Source organism: Bradyrhizobium canariense (assembly GCF_019402665.1).
GTDB lineage: Bacteria > Pseudomonadota > Alphaproteobacteria > Rhizobiales > Xanthobacteraceae > Bradyrhizobium > Bradyrhizobium canariense.
On sequence record NZ_VSST01000044.1, the window covers coordinates 1 to 24,721 of the forward strand.

Annotated in this window: 26 protein-coding genes and 1 pseudogene; 12 read left to right on the forward strand and 15 right to left on the reverse strand. The window is 64.7% G+C overall.

Annotation, left to right across the window (positions count from 1 at the left end):
* The 3 genes from FXB41_RS23530 to FXB41_RS23540 form a co-directional block, all read left to right on the forward strand.
* The coding region (locus tag FXB41_RS23530) for a glucosamine kinase nucleotide-binding domain-containing protein (RefSeq protein ID WP_219683393.1) at positions 1–864 on the forward strand (864 nt) is incomplete at its 5' end.
* 19 nt (positions 865–883) lie between these two features.
* Entirely contained in the window at positions 884–1,837 is a 954-nt protein-coding gene (locus tag FXB41_RS23535) for an N-acetylmuramic acid 6-phosphate etherase (protein WP_219683394.1), read from the forward strand.
* Positions 1,834–2,847, forward strand: coding sequence for an SIS domain-containing protein (locus FXB41_RS23540; RefSeq protein WP_246649099.1), 1,014 nt, complete (start codon positions 1,834–1,836; stop codon positions 2,845–2,847). Before FXB41_RS23535 ends, FXB41_RS23540 begins: the two co-directional genes overlap by 4 nt.
* Positions 2,848–2,942: 95 nt before the next feature.
* On the opposite strand, the pseudogene FXB41_RS23545 reads toward FXB41_RS23540, so the two are convergent.
* Positions 2,943–3,481: pseudogene (locus FXB41_RS23545) on the reverse strand (DJ-1/PfpI family protein); the annotation flags it as partial.
* A gap of 194 nt (positions 3,482–3,675) precedes the next feature.
* Between FXB41_RS23545 and FXB41_RS23550 the strand changes: the two are divergent.
* Positions 3,676–3,969, forward strand: a complete 294-nt coding sequence (locus tag FXB41_RS23550) for a flagellin family protein (RefSeq protein WP_219683396.1) — start codon at positions 3,676–3,678, stop codon at positions 3,967–3,969.
* 11 nt (positions 3,970–3,980) lie between these two features.
* On the opposite strand, the gene FXB41_RS23555 is transcribed toward FXB41_RS23550, so the two are convergent.
* Both FXB41_RS23555 and FXB41_RS23560 read right to left on the reverse strand, forming a co-directional pair.
* A complete protein-coding gene (locus tag FXB41_RS23555; RefSeq protein WP_219683397.1) occupies positions 3,981–5,318 on the reverse strand; it encodes an ATP-binding protein in 1,338 nt (445 codons plus the stop codon).
* A 13-nt stretch (positions 5,319–5,331) separates the two neighbouring features.
* On the reverse strand, positions 5,332–6,102 hold the full coding sequence (locus tag FXB41_RS23560; RefSeq protein ID WP_219683398.1) for a response regulator: 771 nt from the start codon (positions 6,100–6,102) through the stop codon (positions 5,332–5,334).
* Positions 6,103–6,282: 180 nt separating this feature from the next.
* Here FXB41_RS23560 and FXB41_RS23565 point away from each other — a divergent pair, with 180 nt between their 5' ends.
* Together FXB41_RS23565 and FXB41_RS23570 are read left to right on the forward strand one after the other, a co-directional pair.
* Complete coding sequence (locus tag FXB41_RS23565; RefSeq protein ID WP_219683399.1) at positions 6,283–6,861, forward strand: hypothetical protein; 579 nt, start codon at positions 6,283–6,285, stop codon at positions 6,859–6,861.
* Positions 6,862–7,090: 229 nt separating this feature from the next.
* A complete protein-coding gene (locus FXB41_RS23570; protein WP_219683400.1) occupies positions 7,091–7,630 on the forward strand; it encodes a PRC-barrel domain-containing protein in 540 nt (179 codons plus the stop codon).
* Positions 7,631–7,800: 170 nt separating this feature from the next.
* On the opposite strand, the gene FXB41_RS23575 is transcribed toward FXB41_RS23570, so the two are convergent.
* The 8 genes from FXB41_RS23575 to FXB41_RS23610 all read right to left on the reverse strand — a co-directional run bounded on the left by FXB41_RS23575 (position 7,801) and on the right by FXB41_RS23610 (position 17,699).
* Positions 7,801–9,015: an ABC transporter substrate-binding protein gene (locus tag FXB41_RS23575; RefSeq protein ID WP_007600785.1), complete on the reverse strand. Its 1,215-nt coding sequence runs from the start codon at positions 9,013–9,015 to the stop codon at positions 7,801–7,803.
* Between the two features lie 293 nt (positions 9,016–9,308).
* Positions 9,309–10,136 carry an ABC transporter permease gene (locus FXB41_RS23580; RefSeq protein ID WP_007600787.1) on the reverse strand — a complete coding sequence of 276 codons (828 nt, stop codon included), beginning with the start codon at positions 10,134–10,136 and terminating at the stop codon, positions 9,309–9,311.
* A complete protein-coding gene (locus FXB41_RS23585) occupies positions 10,133–11,395 on the reverse strand; it encodes an ABC transporter permease (RefSeq protein ID WP_035995528.1) in 1,263 nt (420 codons plus the stop codon). Before FXB41_RS23585 ends, FXB41_RS23580 begins: the two co-directional genes overlap by 4 nt.
* A gap of 286 nt (positions 11,396–11,681) precedes the next feature.
* The gene (locus FXB41_RS23590; RefSeq protein ID WP_007600792.1) at positions 11,682–12,731 is read right to left on the reverse strand and encodes an ABC transporter substrate-binding protein; all 1,050 of its coding nucleotides are present in this window, start codon (positions 12,729–12,731) and stop codon (positions 11,682–11,684) included.
* Positions 12,732–12,818: 87 nt separating this feature from the next.
* A complete protein-coding gene (locus FXB41_RS23595) occupies positions 12,819–13,958 on the reverse strand; it encodes an ABC transporter ATP-binding protein (protein WP_007600793.1) in 1,140 nt (379 codons plus the stop codon).
* Between the two features lie 132 nt (positions 13,959–14,090).
* On the reverse strand, positions 14,091–15,659 hold the full coding sequence (locus FXB41_RS23600; protein WP_007600794.1) for a DUF4403 family protein: 1,569 nt from the start codon (positions 15,657–15,659) through the stop codon (positions 14,091–14,093).
* A gap of 138 nt (positions 15,660–15,797) precedes the next feature.
* Complete coding sequence (locus FXB41_RS23605) at positions 15,798–16,436, reverse strand: Vgb family protein (protein ID WP_007600795.1); 639 nt, start codon at positions 16,434–16,436, stop codon at positions 15,798–15,800.
* Between the two features lie 30 nt (positions 16,437–16,466).
* Positions 16,467–17,699: a hypothetical protein gene (locus FXB41_RS23610; protein ID WP_007600796.1), complete on the reverse strand. Its 1,233-nt coding sequence runs from the start codon at positions 17,697–17,699 to the stop codon at positions 16,467–16,469.
* A 147-nt stretch (positions 17,700–17,846) separates the two neighbouring features.
* Here FXB41_RS23610 and FXB41_RS23615 point away from each other — a divergent pair, with 147 nt between their 5' ends.
* Positions 17,847–18,641: a DUF899 domain-containing protein gene (locus FXB41_RS23615; protein WP_219683401.1), complete on the forward strand. Its 795-nt coding sequence runs from the start codon at positions 17,847–17,849 to the stop codon at positions 18,639–18,641.
* A complete protein-coding gene (locus tag FXB41_RS23620; RefSeq protein ID WP_007600798.1) occupies positions 18,634–18,909 on the forward strand; it encodes a hypothetical protein in 276 nt (91 codons plus the stop codon). The genes FXB41_RS23615 and FXB41_RS23620 overlap by 8 nt, the downstream gene beginning before the upstream one ends.
* On the opposite strand, the gene FXB41_RS23625 is transcribed toward FXB41_RS23620, so the two are convergent.
* Together FXB41_RS23625 and FXB41_RS23630 are read right to left on the reverse strand one after the other, a co-directional pair.
* Positions 18,906–19,427, reverse strand: coding sequence for a GNAT family N-acetyltransferase (locus FXB41_RS23625; RefSeq protein ID WP_219683402.1), 522 nt, complete (start codon positions 19,425–19,427; stop codon positions 18,906–18,908). The genes FXB41_RS23620 and FXB41_RS23625 overlap by 4 nt on opposite strands.
* Positions 19,428–19,429: 2 nt before the next feature.
* Positions 19,430–19,909, reverse strand: coding sequence for an Lrp/AsnC family transcriptional regulator (locus FXB41_RS23630; RefSeq protein WP_007600800.1), 480 nt, complete (start codon positions 19,907–19,909; stop codon positions 19,430–19,432).
* Between the two features lie 132 nt (positions 19,910–20,041).
* On the opposite strand from FXB41_RS23630, the gene FXB41_RS23635 reads away from it, so the two are divergent.
* Positions 20,042–20,437, forward strand: coding sequence for a nuclear transport factor 2 family protein (locus FXB41_RS23635; protein WP_007600801.1), 396 nt, complete (start codon positions 20,042–20,044; stop codon positions 20,435–20,437).
* A gap of 13 nt (positions 20,438–20,450) precedes the next feature.
* On the opposite strand, the gene FXB41_RS23640 is transcribed toward FXB41_RS23635, so the two are convergent.
* On the reverse strand, positions 20,451–20,870 hold the full coding sequence (locus FXB41_RS23640) for a c-type cytochrome (protein ID WP_246649102.1): 420 nt from the start codon (positions 20,868–20,870) through the stop codon (positions 20,451–20,453).
* A gap of 113 nt (positions 20,871–20,983) precedes the next feature.
* Positions 20,984–21,685 (reverse strand): L,D-transpeptidase, encoded by a 702-nt coding sequence (locus FXB41_RS23645; RefSeq protein ID WP_219683404.1) that lies wholly within the window; start codon positions 21,683–21,685, stop codon positions 20,984–20,986.
* Between the two features lie 273 nt (positions 21,686–21,958).
* On the opposite strand from FXB41_RS23645, the gene FXB41_RS23650 reads away from it, so the two are divergent.
* The 3 genes from FXB41_RS23650 (at position 21,959) to FXB41_RS23660 (ending at position 24,521) form a co-directional block, all read left to right on the forward strand.
* Complete coding sequence (locus tag FXB41_RS23650) at positions 21,959–23,011, forward strand: glycosyltransferase family 4 protein (protein ID WP_007600810.1); 1,053 nt, start codon at positions 21,959–21,961, stop codon at positions 23,009–23,011.
* A gap of 36 nt (positions 23,012–23,047) precedes the next feature.
* Entirely contained in the window at positions 23,048–23,737 is a 690-nt protein-coding gene (locus FXB41_RS23655; RefSeq protein ID WP_007600811.1) for a class I SAM-dependent methyltransferase, read from the forward strand.
* A 124-nt stretch (positions 23,738–23,861) separates the two neighbouring features.
* Positions 23,862–24,521, forward strand: a complete 660-nt coding sequence (locus tag FXB41_RS23660; RefSeq protein WP_219683405.1) for a hypothetical protein — start codon at positions 23,862–23,864, stop codon at positions 24,519–24,521.
* Positions 24,522–24,721 lie beyond the last annotated feature (200 nt).

Here is a 24,721-nt window from a genome sequence, read left to right on the forward strand (position 1 = left end):
AATGGCACGCTGCTCGGTGCAGCGAGCTCGGGGCCAGCCACGACGCGGATTGGCTTTGACAATGCTTGGCGGTCCATCATGGAAGCCACTGAAGCGGCCGCCGCACAGGCCGGACTGACGCGCGAGGATTTCGCGCGGATGCACGCCGGAATCGCCCTTGCCGGTCTTGGCCGCCGGGGCGCGGAAGCAGCGTTCAACAAGATCGCGCATCCCTTTGCGTCCGTGATCTTCGTCAGCGACGGCCTGGCGGCCTGCCTTGGGGCCCACAGCGGCGCGGACGGGGCCATCGTGGTAGCCGGCACAGGCTCGGTGGGTGTCGGCCTGATCGACGGCCGCGAAGTCCGTCTCGCCGGTTACGGCTTCCCCGTGTCGGATGAAGGCAGCGGTGCCGACATCGGCCTGCAGGTTGTCCGACTGGCGCTGCGGGCCGCGGATCGCCGCAGCGAGCTGACCCCGTTGCTTTCAGAGGTGCTGGGCGCATTCGATTACGATCCTTATCAGGCTGTGGCCTGGTCTGAAGACGCCAGGAGTGCAGACTACGCGGCGTTCGCGCCGATTGTGATGCGGCATGCCAATCTGGGCGATCCGGTCGGCCGCCGCATTGTCGAACGCGCGGCCGATGCCATTGGCGATCTCCTTGATCTTTTCCTGGCGAGAGGAATTGAACGGCTCTCGCTGGTAGGCGGGCTCGCGGATGCCATTACGCCGTGGCTGACGCCGGACCTGCGCGCGCGCCTGAGGTGTCCTGATGCCGACGCGGCGGCCGGCGCATTACTGGTGGCGCGAGGACGGCTTGAGTTGCCCAATAAAGACCTGCCCAAGAGAGAAGCTGACCATGAGCAGGCTTCAAAGTTCCGCGTTTGATGGAGCATGGATCAATTATATGGCCACCGAAGAAGTCGATCCCCGCTTTGCCGATCTCGATGCATGGCAGCTCGCGTCAGCGATGGCAGCGATGTGGGAGGGCCAGCTTGCGGCAGTCGCGGCAATCGGCCATGCCCTTCCCGCGATTACTGCGGCGACCGAGGCGGCCAAAGTGGCGCTGGGTGATCATGGACGCATTGTGTATGTCGGCGCCGGCACCTCGGCCCGCGTGGCGGTCCAGGACGGCGCCGAGTTGATGCCGACCTTCGCCTGGCCCAGCGAGCGCGTCCACTTCATCGTTGCCGGCGGAGACAGCGCGTTCGTCACCAGCATCGAGGGTGCTGAGGATGATATCGAAGACGCGGTCACACAGATTAATGCCGCGCGGCTCACAGCGCATGACGTGGTGATCGCCGTTGCTGCCAGCGGGACAACGCCATTCACGGTCGCGGCGCTGCAGCAGGCAGGGTCTTTTGGTGCAGTGACGATCGGTGTTGCCAACAATCCCGGCACCGTACTGCTGGCGTCGGCAAAGTTTCCGGTGCTGATCGAGACCGGCCGCGAGCTGATCGCCGGCTCCACGCGGATGAAGGCGGGCACCGCGCAAAAGGTCGTGCTGAACCTGATCTCCTCAGGGATCATGCTGCGCCTTGGCCGGGTGTACCGCGGCATGATGGTGAACATGCAGCCGACCAACGCCAAGCTCAAGCGGCGCGCCCAGGCCATGGTGGCGCAAATCGCGCACTGTGATCCGTCGCACGCGGCACACTGGCTTGAGCAGGCCGAGGGAGACATCAAGACGGCTGGCCTGCTGGCGTTGGGTATCGACAGGGTCGATGCCGAGACCATCCTGAAAAAATGCGACGGCAATCTTCGGCGCGTGTTCGCCGAGCTTGCCAAGGACACTGACTCGCAATCTGACCGGCATCCCAAGGAAGCGGCGCGCAAGCAAGGCGGAGCGGTCGAGCCATGACGACATCCGCGATGGCGAGCGAACTCGGGGAAAGCGCGGATGTTGTTGCCAATATAGTCCGTAACCGCCCCGCCACACGCCACATCGCACAGCGAATTGGGATTGGCTCTGCCCCGCTGTGCGTCGTGTGCGGCCGGGGAAGCTCCGGGCATGCGGGCGTCTACTTGAGATATCTTGTCGAGACGCGGCTCCGCCTTCCCGTTTCAGCCAGCGCTCCTTCGGTGATCACGGCTTTTCGCACGCCGTTGATGCTGCGCCATGCGCTGTTCATCGTGATCTCGCAATCCGGGCGCAGCCCGGATCTTGTCGCGGCGACCAGGTCGGCGCGCGCCGCGGGCGCCCGCACCATCGCCATCCTCAATGCGACGTCGTCGCCGGTGGCTGACGAAGCGGAATTCGTCGTTCCAATCGAGGCCGGCCAGGAGCACTCCGTAGCGGCGACCAAGACCGTGATCGGCTCGATGGCCGCCGGCGCCGGACTTGTTGCTGAGCTGGCGGGAGATCAAGCGCTGCGGTCAAGCCTCGACAGACTGCCCGAGCGTCTGCACCGCGCGCTGGCACTCGACTGGTCCGGGATTGCCGATGGTCTCGCCAAGGCGTCAGCTGTGTTTGTGGCGGCTCGGGGCCTGGGCCTCGGCTCGGCGCGAGAGATCGCTCTCAAATTGTCGGAAATCCTGCGCCTGCCTTCCATTGGTCTGAGCGCCGCCGAGCTGCAGCATGGGCCGCGCGCCGCGTTATCCTCGCGCACGCCGGTCATCATGATGCGCCTGATGGATGAAACGGCGGCCATGGTGGACGCGCTGGCAGAAGAATTGCGCGGGCAAAAAATCGCGCTTCATCTGTGCGGCGGACCGCGTGGCTCGCTGCCCTGGTTGGCCGCGGATGATCCCGCCACCGACCCGATCACCATGCTGATTCCGGCTTATCGGATCATCGAGCAGACAGCGCGGGCCTGCGGATTTGACCCGGATCGTCCACCTCGCCTGAGCAAGATTACAGAGACGTTCTGACAGCTCACCGCTGAGATGCCGCAGATGTCTCAGCAGGGCAACGCGTCCTTCTGGTAAGTCCCATAGAGATGCCAGCCGTACTTGGCGGACAGCGCCTAGTGTCGCCGATATTCGAGTTGCATGGCTACCATGTTGGTCGTGCGCTCGCCGTAGCGGGCTGCGATCGCATCTAAGGTATGATCGAGCGCTTCGGCCGGAGGGAGACCGGGAAAGATTGAGACGCGCCGCACCCCGGGCCGGCTCGCATTAGTCCGGTCCGGAATGATCCGAATCTTGTCGCGGGTCTCCCCTGCCCCAGGGGTCGAAGCGGTTGTTTTCGCGGACGACCGGTACGTTCGCGACCAGGCGTCCGCCACCAGGGCCAGCGACACTTCATCCATGCCCGACTCCAGTTCGATGCTGTACTCGTCGCGCCTCCAGAAGGCGAGCACGTTGGCGAGCGCCGTCATCGCGAACGACCGGGTGAACCTGAATGCGGCGCTTGAATGCCGAGCGTCCCAGCGCGACAGGCCGAGCTCGCGAGCGACCGACTCCGCTTTAGCCTGAGCATTTCGCGCACGTAGTACCAGTGAGTCGTGGCGCGCTTGCCGTCGAGCAGTCCGGCGGCAGCCACCACCTTCGCCCCGGCACAGATTTATTGGTTGCGGGGAGGCGCAAGCACCGATACGACATTCGGTTCAAGTTGCGATCTGATCGAGCCCGCCTCCTGCGTCCCGAACGCAGTGAGCATCTTCTAAGTTATTGGTATTTCTCGATATGCCAGTCGCTTCCGTCCCGTTTTGTTCACGGTCGTTTCACCCAATTCGTTGCGATTTCGTTGCGGCGTTCTTGGTCGCTAACAAGTCGCCCTCGTCCTCGGCCATCTCGAATGCGCTCGATCTCGCCGGCACGGCCCTCGACGACACCGCGGCCGTGCAGGCGAGGCTCTCGAAACGCTGCGTCCTCGATCGAGACGGCGCGCACGTCGGACCGATTACAGAAGCTCCCCAGACGCTGTCGAACGACTTCACCGGCGTCGACGCCGCCGATTACGGCGCAGCTCTCGACCTATCAGGCGCAGCTTACCTCGTCCTAATCGGCGTTGGCCAAGATCTTGAGCGTCAAATCTCGCGAGCTATCTGAAATAGGCCAGCCTATGCTGCGGTGACGTGCTCTGTCGGCAAGCAGCACCTCGGACGATGATAGATCGGCAGCCGCATCCGCACGATCAGCCCGTGCGGCTCGCGGTCATGCAGGGACAGGTCGCCGCCATGGGCGATCGCGATGGCACGGGCGATCGACAGGCCGAGGCCGAAGCCGGTGGACTCGTCCATCGTGCGCGCATCGTCGCCGCGCACGAACGGCTCGAGCATTTCCTGCTTGCGCGCGTCCGAAATGCCGGGGCCGTCGTCCTCGACGTCGACGATGAGGATGGTGCCGGAGACGTCGAGGCGGATCGTCACTTCGGCGCCGAAACGCACCGCATTCTCTACGAGATTGGTGACGCCGCGATGCAGATCGTCGGGGCGCGCGGCGGCGGTGGCCGAGACCGGGCCCTCGTAATGCACGATGTGGCCCATGTCGCCGAACTGGTCGGCGATGAGCTGGAGCGTGCTCGCGATATCGACCAGCGTCACCGCCTCGATCTTGCGGTCGTTGCGTAAGAGCGACAGCACGCTTTCCAGCATTGAGCGCATCTGGTCGAGATCGACGAGCATGCGCTTGCGGTTGCCCTCATCCTCGATGAACTCGGCGCGCAGGCGCAGCCGCGTGATCGGCGTGCGCAGATCGTGGCTGATCGCCGCCAGCATCTTGGTGCGGTCCGACATCAGCCGCGCGATCCGCTCATGCATGCGGTTGAGCGCGCGCGCCACCGCGCGGATCTCCACCGGGCCGCGCTCGGGCAGCGGTTCCGCCTCGCCGTCTAGGCTGAAATTCTCGGCGGCCTTGGCGAAGGACGAGAGCGGCGCCGCCAGCGCACGCGCCGCCCACACGCCGAGCACTGAGATGGAGATGAAGGCGGTCATCAGCGTCACCAGCCACGGCGCGCGCCAGAACCACGGCCGCTGGCCGCTCTCGACAGGGCCGGCGACCACGGTGCCGTCAGGCAATTGCACGCCGACGCGGCGCGCGGTGCCGTCGGGCGCGAGCTGCACAACCTTATAGCCCTGCCTGAAATGACGGCGCATCCCGCGCAGTTGTCGATCGTCGACCTCCTCGATGGTGGCTATGCCCGGCGCGAGCATTTCGATGCCGAGCTGGGGGAAGGCGCGTGCGAGGTCGGTCATCAGGCGCGGCCGCTCGTCCGCGTCAGCCGAGCCGAGCAGCAGTGCCGCGTCGGTCAGTTGGTGCGCGCCGTCCGGCGGACTGTCCGGACGACTGATCAGGAAGGCGATGGTGACGACCAGATGGAGCGCGATGGTCGACCCCAGCACCAGTGCGGCGATCTGCCCGCCGATGCCCCTGATATGGAAGAAGCCGAACGGCTTCATCGTCGGCGTCCCCTCAATTGCTCAGGGGCGCCGCAACCGCTTCAGTGCTTGCCGCTTCCGCTCTCACCACTTCGGTTCTTGGCGTGAACAGATAGCCGCCGGAGCGCACCGTCTTGATCATGGTCGGATCGGCCGGATTGGGCTCGATCTTGCGGCGGATGCGGCTGACCAGCACGTCGATCGAGCGCTCGAACGAGCCTGTGCTGCGCCCCTGCGTGAGGTCGAGCAGGCTGTCGCGCGAGAGCACGCGGCCGGGACGCTCGCAGAACGTCCGCAGCAGGTCGAACTCGGCGCTGGTCACCGCGACGCGCGCGCCGTCGGGATTGCGCAGCTCGCGCAGGCGCAGATCGATGCGCCAGCCTCCGAAGGCGAGCGTGCTCGCGCCTTCGATCGAGCTTTTCGCCTGCGCGGCCGCCTGGCGGCGCAGCACCGCGTTGATGCGGGCGAGCAGCTCGCGCGGGTTGAACGGTTTCGGCAGATAGTCGTCCGCGCCCATCTCCAGGCCGACGATGCGGTCGACGTCCTCGCCGCGTGCGGTCAGCATGATGATCGGCGTCTGTCCTTCCGCGCGCAGCTTGCGGCACAGGCTGAGGCCGTCCTCGCCGGGCAGCATGACGTCGAGGATGATGAGGTCGACGCGATGATCGGCCATCGCGCGCGACATCTCGCGGCCGTCGCTCACGGCGGTGACGTTGCAGGCGTTGTTGCGGAGGTATTTCGCAATCAACGTCCGGGTTTCACGGTCGTCTTCGACGACAAGGATGTTGGGATTGGGAAGGGCCATGCGCTTTGTTTGTCCAAGATTCGGGCCAAATGGCGAAGAGATTTGTTTCAGATTGTTTCCATGGCCCATGCCGCAACAGCAGGACATCACCGGGCAGGGAAGCGGCAAGGTCTCGTTAAGCGCGCTAACCATACCGTGGCTTGGTCGGCCACGAAACCCTGCAGAACTCACGGAGCCATCATGACCTCGATTTCGGCGGCCTCCGCCGGTCACCACCAGTCGCCGTTGCAGAGGCTGCAGCAGCAATTGCAATCGGACGTGTCCGCCGGCACGCTCTCGTCGTCGGACCAGTCGGCGCTTTCGACGGCGCTGACCGACATCGACACGGCGCTTCAGCAGGGCCGGTCGAGCGATCAGTCGAGCGGCGCGCGTCCCTCCAAGGATGACATCGACTCGAAGATCGACGACCTCATCTCCAACGAGGTGTCGAACGGGACGCTGACGTCAGACCAAGCCGACGAGCTGAAGAACGTATTCCAATCCGCCTTCGCCAATGGCGCCGGCGGTCCCGGTGGTGCGGGCGGTCCCGGGGGTGCGGGCGGCCCCCCGCCAGGTCCGCCGCCGGACGACAGCTCGTCGGATTCGTCGTCAACGGACGCGACCAGCAGCACGTCAACCGCCTCCACCACGGCCGAGATCCTTCAGCAGTTTCTCCAGGCGCTGCAGCAGTCGCAATCGTCGTCGTCGTCTTACGGCGCCAACGGCAGCTCATCAGGCGGCTCGGACTTCGCCGCGCTTCTGATCGACTACAGGAGCTGATCTGCGTGACGCAGATCGGCGCGTTCCTCGCTGCGGTCTTGCTTCACCCAGGGCGCGCACGATCGTCCGCCAGGAACAGTGCGCTGCAAAATGTTCCTGAGTGACTTAGGAACAATCGCACGCGGCTCCAATCCTCGCGCAGCACGCGACGAAATTGCAGCACGCGCGGAACTGGGACTGATCCGAGCTGTTTTCTCCGCACGAGTTTTCTGCTGAAGGAGAGGACAATATGTTGATGAAATCGATCGCGGCCGGTCTCGCCGGTACCGCACTGCTCGCAACCGTTGCGTTCGCGCAAAATCCGACCGCCACCACCGACAAGGCGCCGGCTGCCGCCGCCTCGACGACGACCACGACCGCGTCGGGACAGTGGCGTACGTCCAAGATGAACGGCATCAAGGTCTATAACGACGCCAACGAGAACATCGGCTCGATCAACGATCTGCTGATGGACAAGAGCGGCAACATCAAGATCGCCGTGATCGGCGTCGGCGGCTTCCTCGGCCTGGGCGAGCATCTGGTCGCGGTGCCCTATGAGAAGCTGAAATTCGTCAACGAGGCCGTTGCCTACACCGGCGCTGCCGGGAACAACCCGAACAGCGCGGCCAACCGGCCCGCGGCGACCACCACGACGGGTGCCGCGACCGGCACCGACAACAAGCCCGCGACGACGGCCACGTCCTCGTCGAAATGGTATCCGGACCACGCCGTGTTCAATGCGAGCAAGGAGGAGCTGAAGAACATGCCCGAGTTCAAATACTCGGAGTAACGCGGTTCTGAACGGCTAAACGAAGCGCGCCCGGTTTTCGCCGGGCGCGCTGTCGTGAGTTTTTTCGTCTGCCGTCGTTGCGAGGAGCTCTTGCGACGAAGCAATCCAGGCTGTCACCGCGGATGCATTTCTGGATTGCTTCGCTTCGCGCGCAATGACGGAGAATATCCCTAATTTCCCTTCACCAGGGGGCAGCCGCCCTTGTCGAGCGGGCGGAAGGCCTCGTCGCCGGGCACGGTGGCGATCAGCTTGTAGAGGTCCCACTCGCCCTTGGATTCCTCGGGCTTCTTGACCTCGAACAGATACATGTCGTGGACCATGCGGCCGTCGATGCGGATCTTGCCGTTCTTGGCGAAGAAGTCGTTGACCGGCGTTTTGCGCATCTGCTCCATCACCTTCGGTGCCTCGTCCGACTTGATGGCGTCGATCGCCTTCAAATAATGCATGGTCGCCGAATAGAGCCCCGCCTGGATCATGGTCGGCATGTGGCCGACCTTCTCGTTGAAGCGCTTGGAGAAGGCGCGCGTCTCCTCGTTGGTGTCCCAGTAGAACGCGTCGGTGATGATCAGGCCTTGCGTCGACTTGATGCCGAGCGAATGAACGTCGGTGATCTCCATGAGCAACGCGATCATCTTCTGGCCGCCCTGCGTCAGGCCGAATTCGGCCGCCTGTTTCAGGGCGTTAGTGGTGTCGCCGCCGGCATTGGCCAACGCGACCACCTTGGCCTTGGAGGCCTGGGCCTGGAGCAGGAACGAGGAGAAGTCCGACGAGTTGAGCGGATGGCGGACTTCGCCGAGCACCTTGCCGCCGCTCTCCTTGACGACGTTGGCGGCGTCGCGTTGCAGCGCCATGCCGAAGGCGTAGTCGGCGGTGACGAAGAACCAGGTGTCCTCGCCGCGCTTGACCATCGCCTTGCCGGCGACGTTCGACAGCGCATAGGTGTCGTAGGTCCAGTGCACCGTGTTGGGCGAGCAGGCGACGCCCGTGATATCGGATGAGCCGCCGCCCGAGTTGATGTGGATCTTGTTCTTCTCGCGCGTCAGCGCCGAGATCGGCAGCGCCACCGACGACGTCGGCACGTCGAAGATCGCGTCGACCTTGTCGTTGTCGTACCAGTTGCGGGCGATGTTGACGCCGACGTCGGGCTTGTTCTGGTGATCGGCGGAGACCACTGCGACAGGCTTGCCCGCGACCTTGGCGCCGTAATCGGCGACCGCCATCTCCACGGCGGCGAGCGAGCCCTTGCCGGTCGCGTCCGCATAGAGGCTCGACATGTCCGTGAGCACGCCGATCTTGACGACGTCGTCGGAAATCTGCGCCTGCGCGGCGCCCGACGTGGCGGCGAGAGCAAGACCGGCCGCGATCGCGACGATGAGTTTTTGCATTTGTTTTTCTCCCTTGCGTTGTTGTTTGGGCGTTGTTGCGGGCACGTTCTAGCGACAAACGGACGCGGGAGCAAAGCCCGGGATGCGAGATGAGGGTTGAGAAATAAGCAGGGCGCGGCGGTGTTTTTGCCCTCTCCCCTTGTGGGAGAGGGTGGCTCGCCGCGCTAGCGGCGAGACGGGTGAGGGGTTCTCTCCGCGAGTCTCACTGTAATCGAAGGTGCGGAGAGAGACCCCTCATCCGGCGCTTCGCGCCACCTTCTCCCACAAGGGGAGAAGGAGAAGACACCGCGCGCTCACGCGCCGCCCCTCAGCCGTTCGTTGCGTCGGCGCAAGCCTTCCAGCGTGGCGAGTAGGATCACCGAGACCGTTGTCAGAATCACCGCCGCTGCCGTGATGGTCGGGCTGATGTTCTCGCGGATGCCGCTGAACATCTCGCGCGGCAGGGTGCGCTGTTCCGGACCTGCCATGAACAGCACGATCACCACCTCGTCGAAGCTGGTCGCGAAGGCGAACAGGGCTCCCGATGCCACGCCGGGCAGGATCAGAGGCAGGATCACGCGGCGGAACGCGTCAAGCGGTGAGGCACCGAGCGAGGCAGCGGCGCGGGCCAGATTGGTGTCGAAACTTTGCAGCGTCGCACCGACCGTGATCACCACAAAGGGCGTCGCCAGCGCGGTGTGGGCCAGGATCAAGCCGAGATAACTGCCGGTCAGTCCGATCGGCGCGAAGAAGAAATACAGGCCGACCGCGGTGATAACGCCGGGCACGACGACCGGCGACAGCGCGAAGGCCAGCACGAGCGGCTTGAACCGGCTCTTCCACTGCGCCAGCCCCAGCGCCGCCAGCGTGCCGAGCACCATCGACAGCAAGGTCGAGGCCACACCGATGATCATGCTGTTCTTCAGCGAATTCATCCAGCGCGGCGAATTGATGAAGTCGTCGTACCAGCGCAGGGAGAGGCCCGGCAGCGGATAGGTGAGGTACGAGCCCGAGCTGAAGGACAGCGGCATGATCGCAAGGATAGGCGCGATCAGGAAGATGAACACCAGCGTGGAGATAACGATGGTCGCGGTCCACGCGATACGCTGGCTCGGCGTGCGGATGGAGGAATTGTCGCTCAATTCTTCATCCCTCCCGTCACCTGCTGTCCCTGCACCAGCTTTCCGTAGACGAGCGCGAGCAGAATAGTGGCGAGCAGCAGCACCGCACCCAGTGCCGAAGCAAGACCCCAATTGGCCGTCTCGGTCGTGTAGAGCGCGATGAAGTAGCTGATCATTTGATCGGCGGCGCCCCCGACGAGGGCCGGGGTGATGTAATAGCCGAGCGCCAGGATGAAGACGAGCAGGCTTCCCGCGCCGATGCCGGGCAGCGTCTGAGGCAGGTAGATCCGCAGAAAGGCGGTGAGCGGCGGCGCGCCGAGCGAGGCGGCGGCACGCATGTAAGCAGGCGAGATCGCCTTCATGCTGCTGTACAGCGGCAGGATCATGAACGGCAGCAGGACGTGGGTCATGGCCACGCAGACGCCGAAGCGGTTGTAGATCAGGCGCAACGGCGCGTCGATGATGCCAAGCCAGAGCAGGCTGTCGTTCACGACGCCTTTGCTCTGCAGCAGCACGATCCAGGCGCAGGTGCGGACCAGCAGAGACGTCCAGAACGGCAGCAGGACGAAGATCATCAGCAGGTTCGACCGGCCGGGCGGCAGCGCCGCCAGCAAGTAAGCGACCGGGAAGCCGAGGATCAGGCACAGCACCGTGACACTGAGGCTGATGAGAAAGGTGCGGACGAAAACGTCGCGGTAGATGGCCTGATCCGGCGGGGCTGCGACGATCGTGCCGTCCGCGTTCCGCGTCAGATCGAGCGCCGACAAAAGATAGAAGCCGGTCATGGGACCACTGGCGTCCTTGATCGTGGTCCAGGTGGCGCGTTCGCGCCAGGCCGGGTTGATCTTGCCCAGTGTCTCCCTCGCCGTGCCGGGGTCGGGCACGGTCTTCAGATTGCGTGCGGTGCTGGTCAGGATCGTACGGAACCCGTTCAGCGCGTAATTGAGCCGCTTGGCCGCAATCGCAATGGTGCCGGAAGCGCGCGCCGCCATGATGTCGCCTGCCAGCGCCGCGTAGGCCTTTTCGTCCGGCAGATCCCTGCCGTCCCAACTAGCGAGAGCCGCGATGGTCTGAGGCAGAACCAGACGCACCTCCCGGTCATCGACGGCACGCCACAGCATGCCGGCGATGGGCCCAGCGAAGGTGAAGAGCAGGAAGATGAGAAGCGGCAGAATGAGTGCCAGCGCCTTGGTCTGGCGCGCGCGCTCCGCCTGCTTCAGCCGGCGCTTGAGCGGCACCTTGGCCAACGCGTCGGCGCCGATTGAGGAGGCTGCCGTCATCGGGAGCCCCATTGTGACTGGACATCTCTCGTCATTTTGGCTGTGGCAATCGCGTGCGGCCTTTCGGAGCGATCTGAGCAAGCGCCTCGTCCCTCGAGACGACCGCGGAGCCTGTCATCGGGCCGCGCTTTGCGCGGACCCGGTGGCGGTCTCCTCAGGATGAGGCTCTCCGAAGTCGCTGCCGCGCACGTCCTCATCCTGAGGAGCTCGCCTAAGGTGGGCGTCTCGAAGGATGGCCGCGACGAAACTGCTGTCAATGCGCGCCGCACGCCGGTTCGGCCGCGCGCTATTTCGCTGCCCATTTGTTGAAGCGCTCGGTCAGGCGGTCGATGTTCTCGAGCCAGAAGGCAACGTTGATTTCGACCGCGTTCTTGATGTTGTCAGGTGCTGTCGGCAAATCCTTCAGAACGGCAGGCGCGAGCAGAGCGGCTGCGTCCTTGTTCGAGGTGCCATAAGCAATGTTCTCCGACAGTTTCGACTGGTTCTCCGCCTTGCCGACGAAGTCCAGGAACTTGTAGGCCGCGTCCTTGTTCGGGCTGCCTTTCAGGATCACCCAGGTGTCGATGGTGAAGAGGGCTCCGTCCCACACCATGCCGAAATTCTTCTTCTCGTTCTTGTTCGCGGTGTCGATGCGGCCGTTGTAGACCGAGGTCATCGCCACCTCGCCGGAGGCGAGCAATTGCGGCGGCTGGGCGCCGGCCTTCCACCAGACGATGTCGCCCTTGATGGTGTCCAGCTTCTTGAACGCGCGCTCGACGCCTTCGTCGGTCGCCAGCACCTTGTAGACGTCCTTTGGCGCGACGCCGTCGGCCATGAGGGCGATCTCGAGCGTGGTCTTCGGGCCCTGACGCAAGGCGCGCTTGCCCGGAATCTTTTTGGTGTCGAAGAAGTCGGTCCAGCCTTTGGGAGCCTCCTTCAGCTTGTCCTTGTCGTAGCCGAGAACGAAATCGTAGAGGATGGCGCCGACGCCGCAAGCGTTGACTGACGGTGGGATATAGGCGGCCTCGCCGCCGATCTTCGAATAGTCGAGCTTTTCGAACAGGCCTTCCTCGCAGCCAACCGCCAGTTCGTCGCTCTCGACCTGCACGACGTCCCAGGTGGCGGCACCACCCTGCACCTTGGCGCGCAACACGCCGACCCCGCCGTCCCAGGACTCGTCGTTCATCGCAACACCGGTCGCTTTCTTGAACGGCTCGAAATAGACCTTCTTCTGGGCATCCTGATACGCGCCGCCCCACGACACGACGGTGAGGTCACGCGCCTGCGCGACCGTGGCCAGCGCCGCGCTGGCGGCGAATGCCGCGGCGAACCCCAGTACAATCTTGCGCTTCAGCATGGTCTTTGTTCCTTCTTCTTCACGTGACTTGCGTTGAGCTTGGTCGATGTAGGTCCGCCCGCGTTGGAGCGTTGCTGCATGGTTGGATCAGACGGGATCGAGGGCGAGGCAGTCCTCCGGGCGGAAGGTGATGAACACGTCATCGCCAGGTCTCAGGCTGCCAGCTGTAAGGCTGCCAGCTCTCAGGCTGTCATGCGTCCCCGGCTGAAGCTTGACCATAAACTCCCTGTTGTCGGCGACGTCGAGCACGGCCAGCGCGTGGTCGCCGAGATAGATGGTGTTCTGCACCTTGGCCGGCAGTCGGTTCGGTTCGTCGCTGGAGGTGCCATTCGGGATAATAGCGATCCGCTCCGGCCGCACCGACAGCGAGGTCGATGCGCCCGCGCCTGATACGTTGACCGCTCGTGCGGTCACGGCGCCGCCGCCAGCCAGCGCAACGCGGCAATAATCTTTCTCGACCGTCTCGACGGTGCCGGCCAGCACATTGTTCTCGCCGATGAAATGGGCGACGAAGCTGTTCACCGGATGCTCATACAGCCTGTCGGGCTTGTCGATCTGCTGCACGATGCCGTCGTTGAATACGGCGATGCGGTCCGACATGGTGAGCGCTTCACTTTGATCGTGGGTGACGTAGACGACGGTGATGCCCATCGTCTCGTGCAGTTGCTTGATCTCCAGTTGCATCTGCTCCCGCAGGCGCTTGTCCAGGGCGCCCAGGGGTTCGTCCATCAGCACGAGTTGCGGATTGAAAACCAGGGCGCGGGCCAGCGCCACGCGCTGCTGCTGACCGCCGGACAGCTGCCCGGGCCGGCGCTGTGCCAGGTTTTCCATCTTGATCATGCGCAATGCCGCTTTGACACGATCCTGCGCTTCGGCCTTGTTCGTGCTGCGGACGGATAGCGGGAAGGCGATATTCTCCGCAATCGTCAGGTGCGGAAACAAGGCGTAGTTCTGGAACACCATGCCGATGTCGCGCTTGTGCGGCGGCACATTCTTGATCGGCCGGTCCGCGAGGTAGATCTCGCCATGGGTCGGAACCTCGAAACCCGCCAGCATCATCAGGGTGGTCGTCTTGCCCGAGCCCGACGGACCGAGCAGGGTGACGAACTCGCCCTTCCTGATGTCGAGATCGAGGTTCTTCACCACGAGGTGCTCGCCATCGTAGGTCTTCTGAATGCCGGAAAAGCGCACCAGTGCCGGCGCAGGCGTGACCATGCCGGCTTCCATGTCGTCCTCGCGTTATCAGCCACAGTGCTGTCGGCACCTCGTCCGAGTGTGCGAGGAACAGCTTAGCATCCTCCGACCAGAATGCCAGCGGCGCAAGTAACGACGCGCACGGACCCGTCGAGGAAAGGCGCGCTACATTCCCGACAGTTTCGTCACAGACACATTCAGCGATCCGCCAGCTTCCGCGATCACGCGCAGCGTCTTGGAGTCAAAGGCGATGTCGGCCAGCGTCAGGCTGTCGATCTTCGCCTCGACCTTGACGCCGTCCTCGCTCTTCTGGAAATCGGCGATCGCGGCTGCGATCTTCTCGCGTGCATTGGCGGCAATCGGCTTCAGATCGATTGTCGCTTTCTGCACCAGCGCCTGCTGCATCTGCGGCACCACCGCGCGCGCCGCGGCACCCAGCAGGCCGAAGGCCGCCTCGGACTCCACCGCGAGCTGGATGTCGGCGAGCCGCAGCGTCTGCTGCGCCTGGTCGAGCATCGGCCGGCCCCAGATGTGCACGGTCGCTTCGGCGCCGAGACCAAGCCAGCTCTTCTTCTCCTTGGCGCGCACCAGCAGCGAGATCAGGAGGCGCTCGCCCGACGGGATCACGTTGACGCTTTTCACAGTGACGTCCACGGGACCGGAGCCATCCTCGGGATAGGTATGGCCGACCATCTGCGCCGCGATCAGCTTGTTGATCTCGGTGAAGGGCACGTCGATGGGTACGCCGATGTTCACGCCGGTGCCGGTCGGCGGCACGATCGAGATCTTGTCGGGGAACGGGCAGTCGGGCTTGGTCGGCGTGGAGGTGACGCGCGTCTCCGCTTCCAGGCCCATCAGCAACGTCACGGCCTGCGCGTCGACGCGCGGCTGCGCGGCGATGGCGCGGATCGGCTTCATCTCCAACCAGAGCGGCGGCAGTGCGGCCGAGGAGTCCGAGCCTTGCAGCGGGATCGAGCGGCAGGCCTTGGCCCATTGCAGCTTCGCGTTCTCCCGCAAGGTCGGATCGTTGCGCATCCGTTCGGAGACGGCGTTGATTTGTTCGCTGACGGTCTTGTCGATCAGCGGCTTTACCTGCGCCGGCACGTTGACCTTGGCACCGGAGATGTTGAGGTTGGTGTCGCCAAGGTTGACCTGGGCGCCGAGATTGGGCTCGAGATGCCAGTTGGCCGCGAGCTTCGGCCGCGAGGTGACGACGACGTTGCCCTTGATCTCGGCGCTGGCGTTCAGATTCTTGATGTTGACCGCGCCGATCTGTTTCGCGGCATTGCCGCCGAGCACGCTGCCGAGCGCCTCGCCGAGCGCGCCGGTGGCTTTCGACGACAGCGAGCCCGTCACGTTCAGCTTGCCCGTGAGCGGCGTCGAGATCGTCAGCACGTCCTTGTCGCCGACAGCCGACATCGGCCCGCGCACGGCGGACCAGCCGATGTCGCCGTTCTCCAGGATTTGCGAGATCGGGTTCTCGGCCTTGCCGGCGAAATTGCGCGGAGCGGCCTTCTCGGCCTGCTCGCGGATCGCCGACAGCGCGATGGCGACCGGCGCCACCACGATCGAGCTCTTCGAGACCGGCGGCAGCGGCGGCAATTGCGCGACCGGCGGCGCGGAATTCGTCGCCCGCGGCGACAGCCAGTCCATCGCCTTGAGGCTGATGAAAAACGACGCCGCGAGCACCGCGACGGCGATCAGGACAGTTTTCAAGTTCAGCGTCAGTCGCATCAATCCCCCAGGCCGCCCCAGGGCAGAAGTCTACAGGGCAGGCGAGGAGGGCGCTAGAGCCCACCGATGGGGTGGAATTGGGGCAAACATATTAACGGCTGCGAACGCGCAATTGTCGCGCATTCGTCATGGCGCACCCTAGCTGCGCTTCGGACGGCGCACCGCTCTCACATTGCCGCGATCTCCGCCACCGCAGAAGAAGCGGTCGCCGCCATCGGACTCCAATCCTGACACCATCGTCCCGGCGGGCAGGTCGAGCTGCTCCAGCACCTTGCCCGTATCAGGGTCGATCCGCCTGATGTCGCTGTCCTCGCCTTCCCAGGTGCCGTGCCAGAGCTCGCCCTCGACCCAGGTCACGCCGGTGACGAAGCGCTTGCTTTCGATGGTGCGGAGAATTTTTCCCGTCTGGGGATCGACCTGATGGATCTTGCGTTCCCGATACTGCCCGACCCAGAGCGAGCCCTCGGCCCAGGCCAGTCCGGAATCGCCGCCGCCGCCAGGTGCAGGGATGGTGGCGAGCACCTTGCCGGTCGCAGCGTCAATCTTCTGGATGCGGTCCTCGGCGATCTGGAACAGGTGGCGGCCGTCGAACGCCGTTCCCGCATGCGCAGCGACATCGATGGAGCGGGTGATCTTGCCATCGGCCGGGTCGACTGCGTTCAATTTGTCGCCGGATGCGAACCACATATGGCTGCCGTCATAGGTGACGCCGTGCACGGCTTCGACGCCAGCATAGGGCCCGTATTCCCTGACGATCTCGGCGGCTGAACGTTTCATCTGCTCGGTCCCTGTAGTGTGAATCCCACTTTACGTCTTCAGGAGCGGTCCGGGGAGTAACAAGCCTGTCGGGAAACCCGGCACGGGCGGCGTCATCCAGCGCCGCGCCCGTCCGTGTCCGAAGGACTGTACCTTGTTCGATCGCGCCAGCTCTTCGAGGGCCCGCTGCACGGTGCGCGCGCTCGTTCCCAGCGCCAACGCGAGCGCCGAGCTCGACCAGGGCTCGCCGTCGGAGAGGAAGGCGAGCACATTGGCGTGCTTCTCCTCGACGGGTCGTGCCAGCACGAGAACCTCCCGCGTCTTGCGCGGTGTCTTGCGCGGCGCCAGCACAAAACCCTGCTTCGTCGCGCTGACGTCGGCGAGAGGCTCGAGCTTGGTGCGGAGCCGTCCGATTTCGACGCGCAGCCGGGCGCGATGCGATTCGTCGACGTGCCTTGCCTGAAACGCGCCCGTGATCAACGTTTCCCGCGAGACGTCCGCGGGCCAGGCCTGCGCCAGGATGCGGGCCAGCGCGAACAGCACCGGCCGCGTTCCGAGCGGCACGAGGATGCCCTGCCTGCGAACCGCGTGATGGAACGTGTCCACCACGAGCGCCTCCGATGTCGCGAGGTCCTCGACCTCCTCGAGCAGTAACGGCCGTTCGTGCCCGCGCGTGATCAGGCGCGCTGCGGGCGTGTCGAGCACGCGGCTCGTGCTTTCGACCTCGGCTGCAAGCGCTGCAATGCCGGCCTGCCGTGCTGCGCTCGCCGCGCGGCCGAGCGCCGCGCGCGCGTCCTTCGTTCGGAGCCGCCGGATGGCGATGCCGGCAATCACGAGCTCGCGGGCGACCTGCGCGGCCGGGGGCAGCGGCGTGGTGTTGATCTCGGCCAGCGTGCGCTCGGCCTCTTCGAGGCGCCCGAGAAGGAGAAGTCGGCGCGCCTCGATGTGACCCGCATGGGCGGCGTTGGCGAGGTCACCGTGGCTTGCGAGCGTCGCTCGCGCCGCCGCGAGCGTCTTAGCCGGCCAATTCAGGTCGCGCGAGACGAGCGCGATCTCGGCTTCCGCGACCACGCACCTGGCGCGCGCGACCGCCTCTCTCGGGCCGAAGGCGCGTGCGGCGCTGCGCAGCAACGTCTTCGCCTTGGCGAGATCGCCGAGCTGCGCCATCGCGATGCCGCGCAGCGCCAGCGAAGGTGCATCATTGCGCAGCGCAACGCGGTTCAGCGCGCCGAGCGGATCGCCGGCTTGGAGCGCGCGCGCCGCGGCCGTGATCAGCGACTCCATTCAAATCCCGCCACACTTGTTACTCCCACCACGCAACCGTCCGGTGCGAGAGATCGTTGACGGCCGACAATGTGCGGCGAGGGGCGAGCGGTTCCGCATCTTGCACAGCGAGATACGGAACGGCCGCCCGGGAAAAGTTGGAGAGCCATGATGACATCAGCTGACAACGCAGGAAATAACGGACAGGCCGCCATGCAAACACCGCCGGTGGTGTCGCCGCAGGACTGGGAGGCTGCCCGTCAACAACTGCTCGTGAAGGAAAAGGCGCATACCCGTGCCCGCGACGCCCTGGCGGCCGAGCGCCGGCGCATGCCGTGGATGGAAGTGACCAAAACCTATGCGTTCGAGGGGCCCGGCGGCAAGGTCAGTCTGGTTGATCTGTTCCAGGGCCGGCGGCAGCTGATCGTCTACCTCGCCTTCTTCGAGCCGGGCGTGTTCGGCTGGCCGGATCATGCCTGCCGCGGCTGCTCCATGGTCGCCGACCAGGTCGCCCATGTCGCGCATCTCAATGCCCGCGACACCACGCTGGTGTTCGCCTCGCGCGCGCCGCAGGGCGATATCATCAGGCTGAAGCAGCGGATGGGCTGGACCATGCCATGGGTCACCGTCACCGACAGTTTCGATGCGGATTTCGGCGTCGACGAATGGCACGGGACCAACGTGTTCTTCCGCGACGGGACGCGCATCTTCCGCACCTATTTCGTCAAGAGCCGGGGCGACGAGCAGATGGGCGGCACCTGGAATTACCTCGACATCACGCCGCTGGGACGGCAGGAGGTCTGGGAGGATTCGCCGAAAGGCTATCCGCAAACGCCGACCTACAAATGGTGGAACTGGCACGACAGCTACACCGAAGGCGCGGCGCCCGACAAGAAATGGGTCGAGATCTCGACCGCCGGCGAGAAGGCGTTTCGCGAGGAGGCGGCTGAAGGACGTGACTAGCCCCGTCAGCGCAACGGCCGGCGCGAGCCGCAATGGTGTGGTGGCCGCGCGTCACCTCGCCAGATGGCTGGCGCTGGCGGCGACGCCGACCTTCGCGATCATGGCCGTGCTGACGGCCATGGTCGATGGCCCGGCGGACATGCTGTGCGGCTCCGGACATGGGGCGATGCTCGGCGGGATGGTGCCGATGTATCTGCTGATGAGCGCGTTTCATTCGGCGGCGTGGCTGAGGCTGATTGCGGAGCGGTGGAGGGCGGTTGGTCGTTAAGACGGCCGCCGCGTCACCGCGGCCGCGTCGCTTCCGTCGAAGAACATGGCCATCAGGGTCTCGTCGTAATATCGGCCATTGTATTTCAGCGCCTTCATCCCGCGGCCGTATTCGACAAATCCTGCGGCCACGTAGAGCCGCAACGCGGCCTCGTTGTCGCTGACGACGACGAGATGAAGCTGCTCGACGCGCTTTGCGGCATGCGCCGCGACCGCGTTGACGAGGAGCCTCCCTGTGCCGGACTTCCGTGCCCGCGACCGCACATACATGCCCCAGAGCACCCCCTTGTGTGCGGTCTTCGCGCCGTCCTCCCGGGGGAAGCCGGCGGTCCCCACGAGCTCGCCCGCGATGAACGCGCCGAACACGTCCGATATCGCGAGGCGCTCCTCGAACCATGCGAGTGGCTTGTCTTGTTCGCGTTCAAGCGTGCTGGTGAAAGCCTCGGGATTGCTCGCGAGCGCCTCCAGCCGGACGGGGCGGTAGAGCGCGGCGTCGGCTGGTGTCAGCAGTCTGATCATGGTTATGCGAGATGTGCCAGCGGCAGGGGTGCGCCGGCCTTGAGCGTCTGGAGTGCGATGCTGCTGCGAACCTCTCGCACGATGGACAGGTTGAGCAGCTTGTCGACGAGAAAGCGCTGGTAGTCCTCGAGCTCGGGCACGACGATTTCGAGGAGGTAGTCAGCTTCACCGGAGACGAGGTGACAGGCAACGACCTCGGGCATGGCAACGACTGTCCTTTCGAAGCTCAGCGCCTGGTCGTTGGCATGGCCGTTGATCTTGACGCCGAGGAAGGCCGAGAAGCCGAGCCCGAGGCGGCCGCGCCGGAGGGCGGCGCGGTAACCGTCGATATAGCCGTCGCGCTCCAGCCGTCGCACCCGTCGCAGGCAGGGTGACGGGGACAATCCGACCTTATCTGCCAGTTCGATGTTGCTCAGTCGCGCGTTGGTCTGGAGTTCGGTGACGATGCGCCGGTCGATCGCATCCAGCTCGCATTTTGGCATGAACCGCATCCCGTTTGATCAAGAAGGGCGCAATGTTGCGCCGGAGGCTTCGAGATTAGCCTAGTTCGCAAGGACACGCCTCGGTTTTCCGTGGGATGGATTGCTCCGACTTTGCTGCTGATGGAGCGAGCCATGACCGAGAGCCCGAACCTTGCGCCTCTGCTGGAGGCCGTCGAACGCTACTTTGTGCTGATGTACGACAATGACGTTTCGCAGTTCGACCGCGTCTTTGCGCCGACTGCGCAACTCCATGGATTTCGCGACGCCGAATTGCGGATCCTGCCCGTTCGCGACTACAGGACGATGCTGGCGTCGACTGCGTCGCCCAAATCGAAGAATGCCCCGCGCCTTCAGGAGATATTGCTGGTCGATATGGCGTCGTCAGCGCAAGCCATGGTGAAAGTTCGCATTCGGATCGATGTGCTCCAATACGTTGACTATCTGGCGTACCACTGCATCAATGGGACCTGGCTGATTACCGCGAAATCGTTCCACGTGGAGCGACGGTATGAGCCGGCGGATACGTAGCGCCACCGCGATCCTACTGGCTGCCCATCGCCTCCAGATAGGCAATCACCTTCGCCGCTTCCTCCGCCGAGACGCCGCCATAGGGCTGCATCTTGTTGCCGGATACGATTTCGTCCGGCTTGACCATGAAGCGGGTGAGTTTGTCCTTGTCCCAGACGAAGCCGGCTTCTTTCATCGACGCGGAATAGTTGTAGTTCGGCAGCGAGCCGGCCTTGCGTCCGACGATTTTATTGAGGTTGGGGCCTAGACGATTGTCGCCCTCTTTCACCGAGTGGCAGGTTCGGCAGGAATTGTTGAAGGCCTGCTGGGCTGCGTCGTCGCTCGCCGGCTGCTGTGCGCGCGAGGCGGGTGCGGTCAGCAGCAGCGTCAGTGCGCCGGCGCTGACGATCGCGTGCAGCCATGTGCCTTGCGGCGTTTGCGGACGTGGTTGCATTCGCGCCTCCATCGGGGATCGCGCCGCAGCACGCGCGCGCTTGGGGATGCCGAGGGCAAACGAAAACGGCCCCGGTGGGTTCCGGGGCCGTTTGCGTCACAATGTCCTGTCGCTTACCGCGTCGCGGCTCCGAGATCCGCGCGGCGTTCCGTCATCGGCAGCACGATGACCTTGGTGCCGACGTTGACGCGGGAGTAGAGGTCCGCGACATCGTCATTGGTCAGGCGGATGCAGCCGGAGGAGACGTGCTTGCCGATGGTGTCGGGCGCGTTGGTGCCGTGGATGCGGTAGATGGTGCCGCCAAGATACATGGCGCGGGCGCCGAGCGGATTGCCGGGGCCGCCGGCCATGTGGCGCGGCAGATAGGGCTGGCGGGCGATCATCTCCGGCGGCGGGGTCCAATCCGGCCACTCGGCCTTCTTGGTCACCGACTGGGTGCCGGACCAGGTGAAGCCGTCGCGGCCGACGCCGATGCCGTAGCGCATCGCCTGGCCGTTGCCGAGCACCAGATAGAGGTAGGTGTTGGGTGTATCGATGATGATGGTGCCGGGCGCCTCACGCGTTGCGTAGGAGACGGTCTGGCGACGGAAGCGGGCCGGCGTTTCGACGGCGTCCTGATCTTCGGACGGCGCGGCCTGATAGGGTGTGGCTTGATAAGGCTGGTATGGCGCCGCGATCGGCGGCAGCGGCTGGAAGAAGGGGAAGAGCTGCACAGGCGCGGCCTTGGCCGGGCCGGCGAACGCGATCGCGGTGACAGCCACTGCGCCAAACGCAACGGCGCGCGAATAAGTCTTCAACGTCTCCGGATTGATCATTGGTCGCCCCTGTTTGCGCGGTGTTTTTTGGTCACCCGGCACCGTTTCGGTGCTCTGTTGCGGAAATCACTAACGGAAAGAAGTTTCGGGACGTTTGCGCGGAAAACCGAAAACGGCTTCATGGCGGCAAGGATTGTTTCATGACGGTTTCGTGGCTGCGCGGACCCGTTAACGAACAAAACAGCGGGCCGACACTTCCATGACGTCACACGCCTGAAATATCCGTGGTTGATGGTCCAAAGCCGAGAATCATAAAAATCTCGGGATTTCCCCATGCGGGTATTAATCGCGACTGACGCCTGGCATCCGCAGGTCAACGGTGTGGTCCGGACGCTGACCTCGCTGGCTGGCGCGGCCAAGGCATTGGATGTCGAGATCGACTTCCTAACCCCGGACGGTTTTCGGTCGTGGCCGCTACCGACATATCCGGGGCTACGCATTGCGCTGCCGAGCGGCAAGGAGATTGCGCGGCGGATCGAGAGGGCGGCGCCGGAGGCGCTGCACATCGCGACCGAAGGGCCGATCGGCTGGGCGGCGCGGGCTTATTGCCGTCGCAACCGGCTCGCCTTCACCACCTCCTACACCACGCGCTTTCCCGAGTACGTCTCGGTGCGGACCGGCATCCCCGCGAGCGTCGGCTACGCCGTGCTGCGCCACTTCCACGATGCCGCCGCCATGACCATGGTGGCGACGCCCTCGTTGCGGCAGGAGCTCTCCGAGCGCGGCTTCAAGCGGCTCGGCTTCTGGACCCGCGGGGTCAACACCGAGCTGTTTCATCCCGACTCTCCGGCGAAGCTCGATCTGCCCGGGCCGATCTTCATGACGATGGGCCGCGTGGCGGTGGAGAAGAACCTGGAAGCGTTCCTCTCGCTCGACCTGCCCGGCACCAAGGTCGTCGTCGGCGACGGCCCGCAGAAGGTTGCGCTCGAAAAGAAATATCCGGACGTTGTGTTTCTCGGCGAGAAGAAGGGTGCTGACCTTACCGCGCATCTCGCCGCCGCCGACGTGTTCGTGTTTCCGAGCCTGACCGACACGTTCGGCGTGGTGCAGCTCGAAGCGCTCGCCTGCGGCACGCCGGTTGCGGCGTTTCCGGTGACGGGTCCGAAGGACGTCATCGCGGATCACCCGATCGGCGCGATCGACCACGATTTGCGCGCCGCGTGCCTGCGCGCGCTCACCATGTCGCGCGAGACCTGCCGCAATTTCGCGCTGGAGCGCTCCTGGGAAAACAGCGCGCGCCAGTTCGTCGGCAACCTCACTTCACTTCAGCCCAGCCGTGCCTTGCGCGCCTCGCCGATCATGGCGCGTCGGCCGGTGCGCGGTTGACCCAAAACGTTTCGAACCACAGCGAGAACCTCATCGATGGCTAAGATCATGAACCTTGACGGCACCCAGCAGCTCGACCTCACCCGCGGCACGGTTGAGCAGGCCTATGACCGCTGGGCGCCGGTCTACGACCTGGTGTTCGGAGGCGTGTTCGCCAAGGGCCGGCAGGCTGCGATCGCGGCCACCAACAAGATCGGCGGCCGGGTGCTCGAAGTCGGCGTCGGCACCGGCATCTCGTTGCCGCTCTACGCGCCGCATCTGCGCATCTTCGGCACCGACATCTCGGAGGCGATGCTCGACAAGGCGCGCCAGCGCGTCGCCGAGGGCAAGCTGAACAACGTCGAAGGCCTCGCGGTGATGGATGCCGAGAAGCTCGAATTCCCCGACAATTCCTTCGACGTCGTGATGGCGCAATACGTCGTCACGGCCGTGCCGAATCCGGAAGTCGCGCTGGACGAATTCGCCCGCGTGCTGCGCCCCGGCGGCGAGCTGATCATCCTCACCCGCGTCAGCGCCGATACCGGCATGCGCCGCTTCATCGAGCAGAAGCTGCAGCCGGTGGTGCGTCCGCTCGGCTTCCGCACCGCCGAGTTCGCCTGGTCGCGTTACGCCAAATGGCTCGCCGGCGCCAACGGCATCGAGCTTGCCGAGCGCCGCCTGATCCCGCCGCTCGGTCATTTCTCGCTGGTGCGCTTCCGCAAGGTCGACGTCGCCAAGGCGGCGTAACCCAAGCTCACGCGTCGCATGCGTCACCGCGTCGCTGCGCATCGTCACATGACAAAATGATGATGTCACACGGCCTACATCGAATCTCTGTAAATCCTGAACCCGAAAGCATTTGGGGGAGAGCATGATCAAGAACTATCTCGAGCAGCTGCGGATCCAGCGCTGGGACGACCACCGCTACTATCACCACAGCCGCATCAATCAGAGCCTGCACTTCGTCAGCGCGCTGAGCTTCTTGTTCGCCTATGTCTGGCTGTTCGTCGACCCCATGATCTCGGCGCTGGTCGGCTGGCTGGTCTCGATGACCTCGCGCCAGGCGGGTCACTTCTTCTTCGAGCCGCACGGCTACGACCAGATCAACCAGGCGACGCACGAGCACAAGGAAGAGATCAAGGTCGGCTACAACCTTCAGCGCAAGGTGGTGCTGATGTCGATCTGGGCGCTGTCGCCACTGGTGCTGTTGGTTGATCCCACGCTGTTCGGACTGTTCACGCCCTGGGCGGGCGCGACCGACTTCATGCGGCAGGTCGCCAAGATCTGGCTCGTGGTCGGCGGCGGCGGTCTGATGTTCCGCACGGTGCACCTGTTCTTCATCCGCGACGTCGAGACCGGCCTCGTCTGGATGACGAAGATCCTGACCGACCCCTTCCACGATCTGATGCTCTACCGCAACGCGCCGCTGGCGCTGATGCGCGGCGAGCTGATGGACCCCGGCCTGCACCTCAAGCCCGAGCACACGCTGGGCCTGATCGGCGAGCCCACACTCGAAGAGCAGCACGCCTGAGCGCGCCGTTCTCACCAAGGCCTCCGATGTCTGATGGTTGCGTCATGCCCGGGCTCGTCCCGGGCATCCACGTGTTGGGCCCGGCCGCTGCGTTTTCTTCGCCTCGCCCAGCGTGCGGGGAAGTGGAATTGAGCGCCGCCACAGACGCCGTCATTCCGGGATGGTCCGAAGGACCAGACCGCAGGTGCGCATTGCGCACC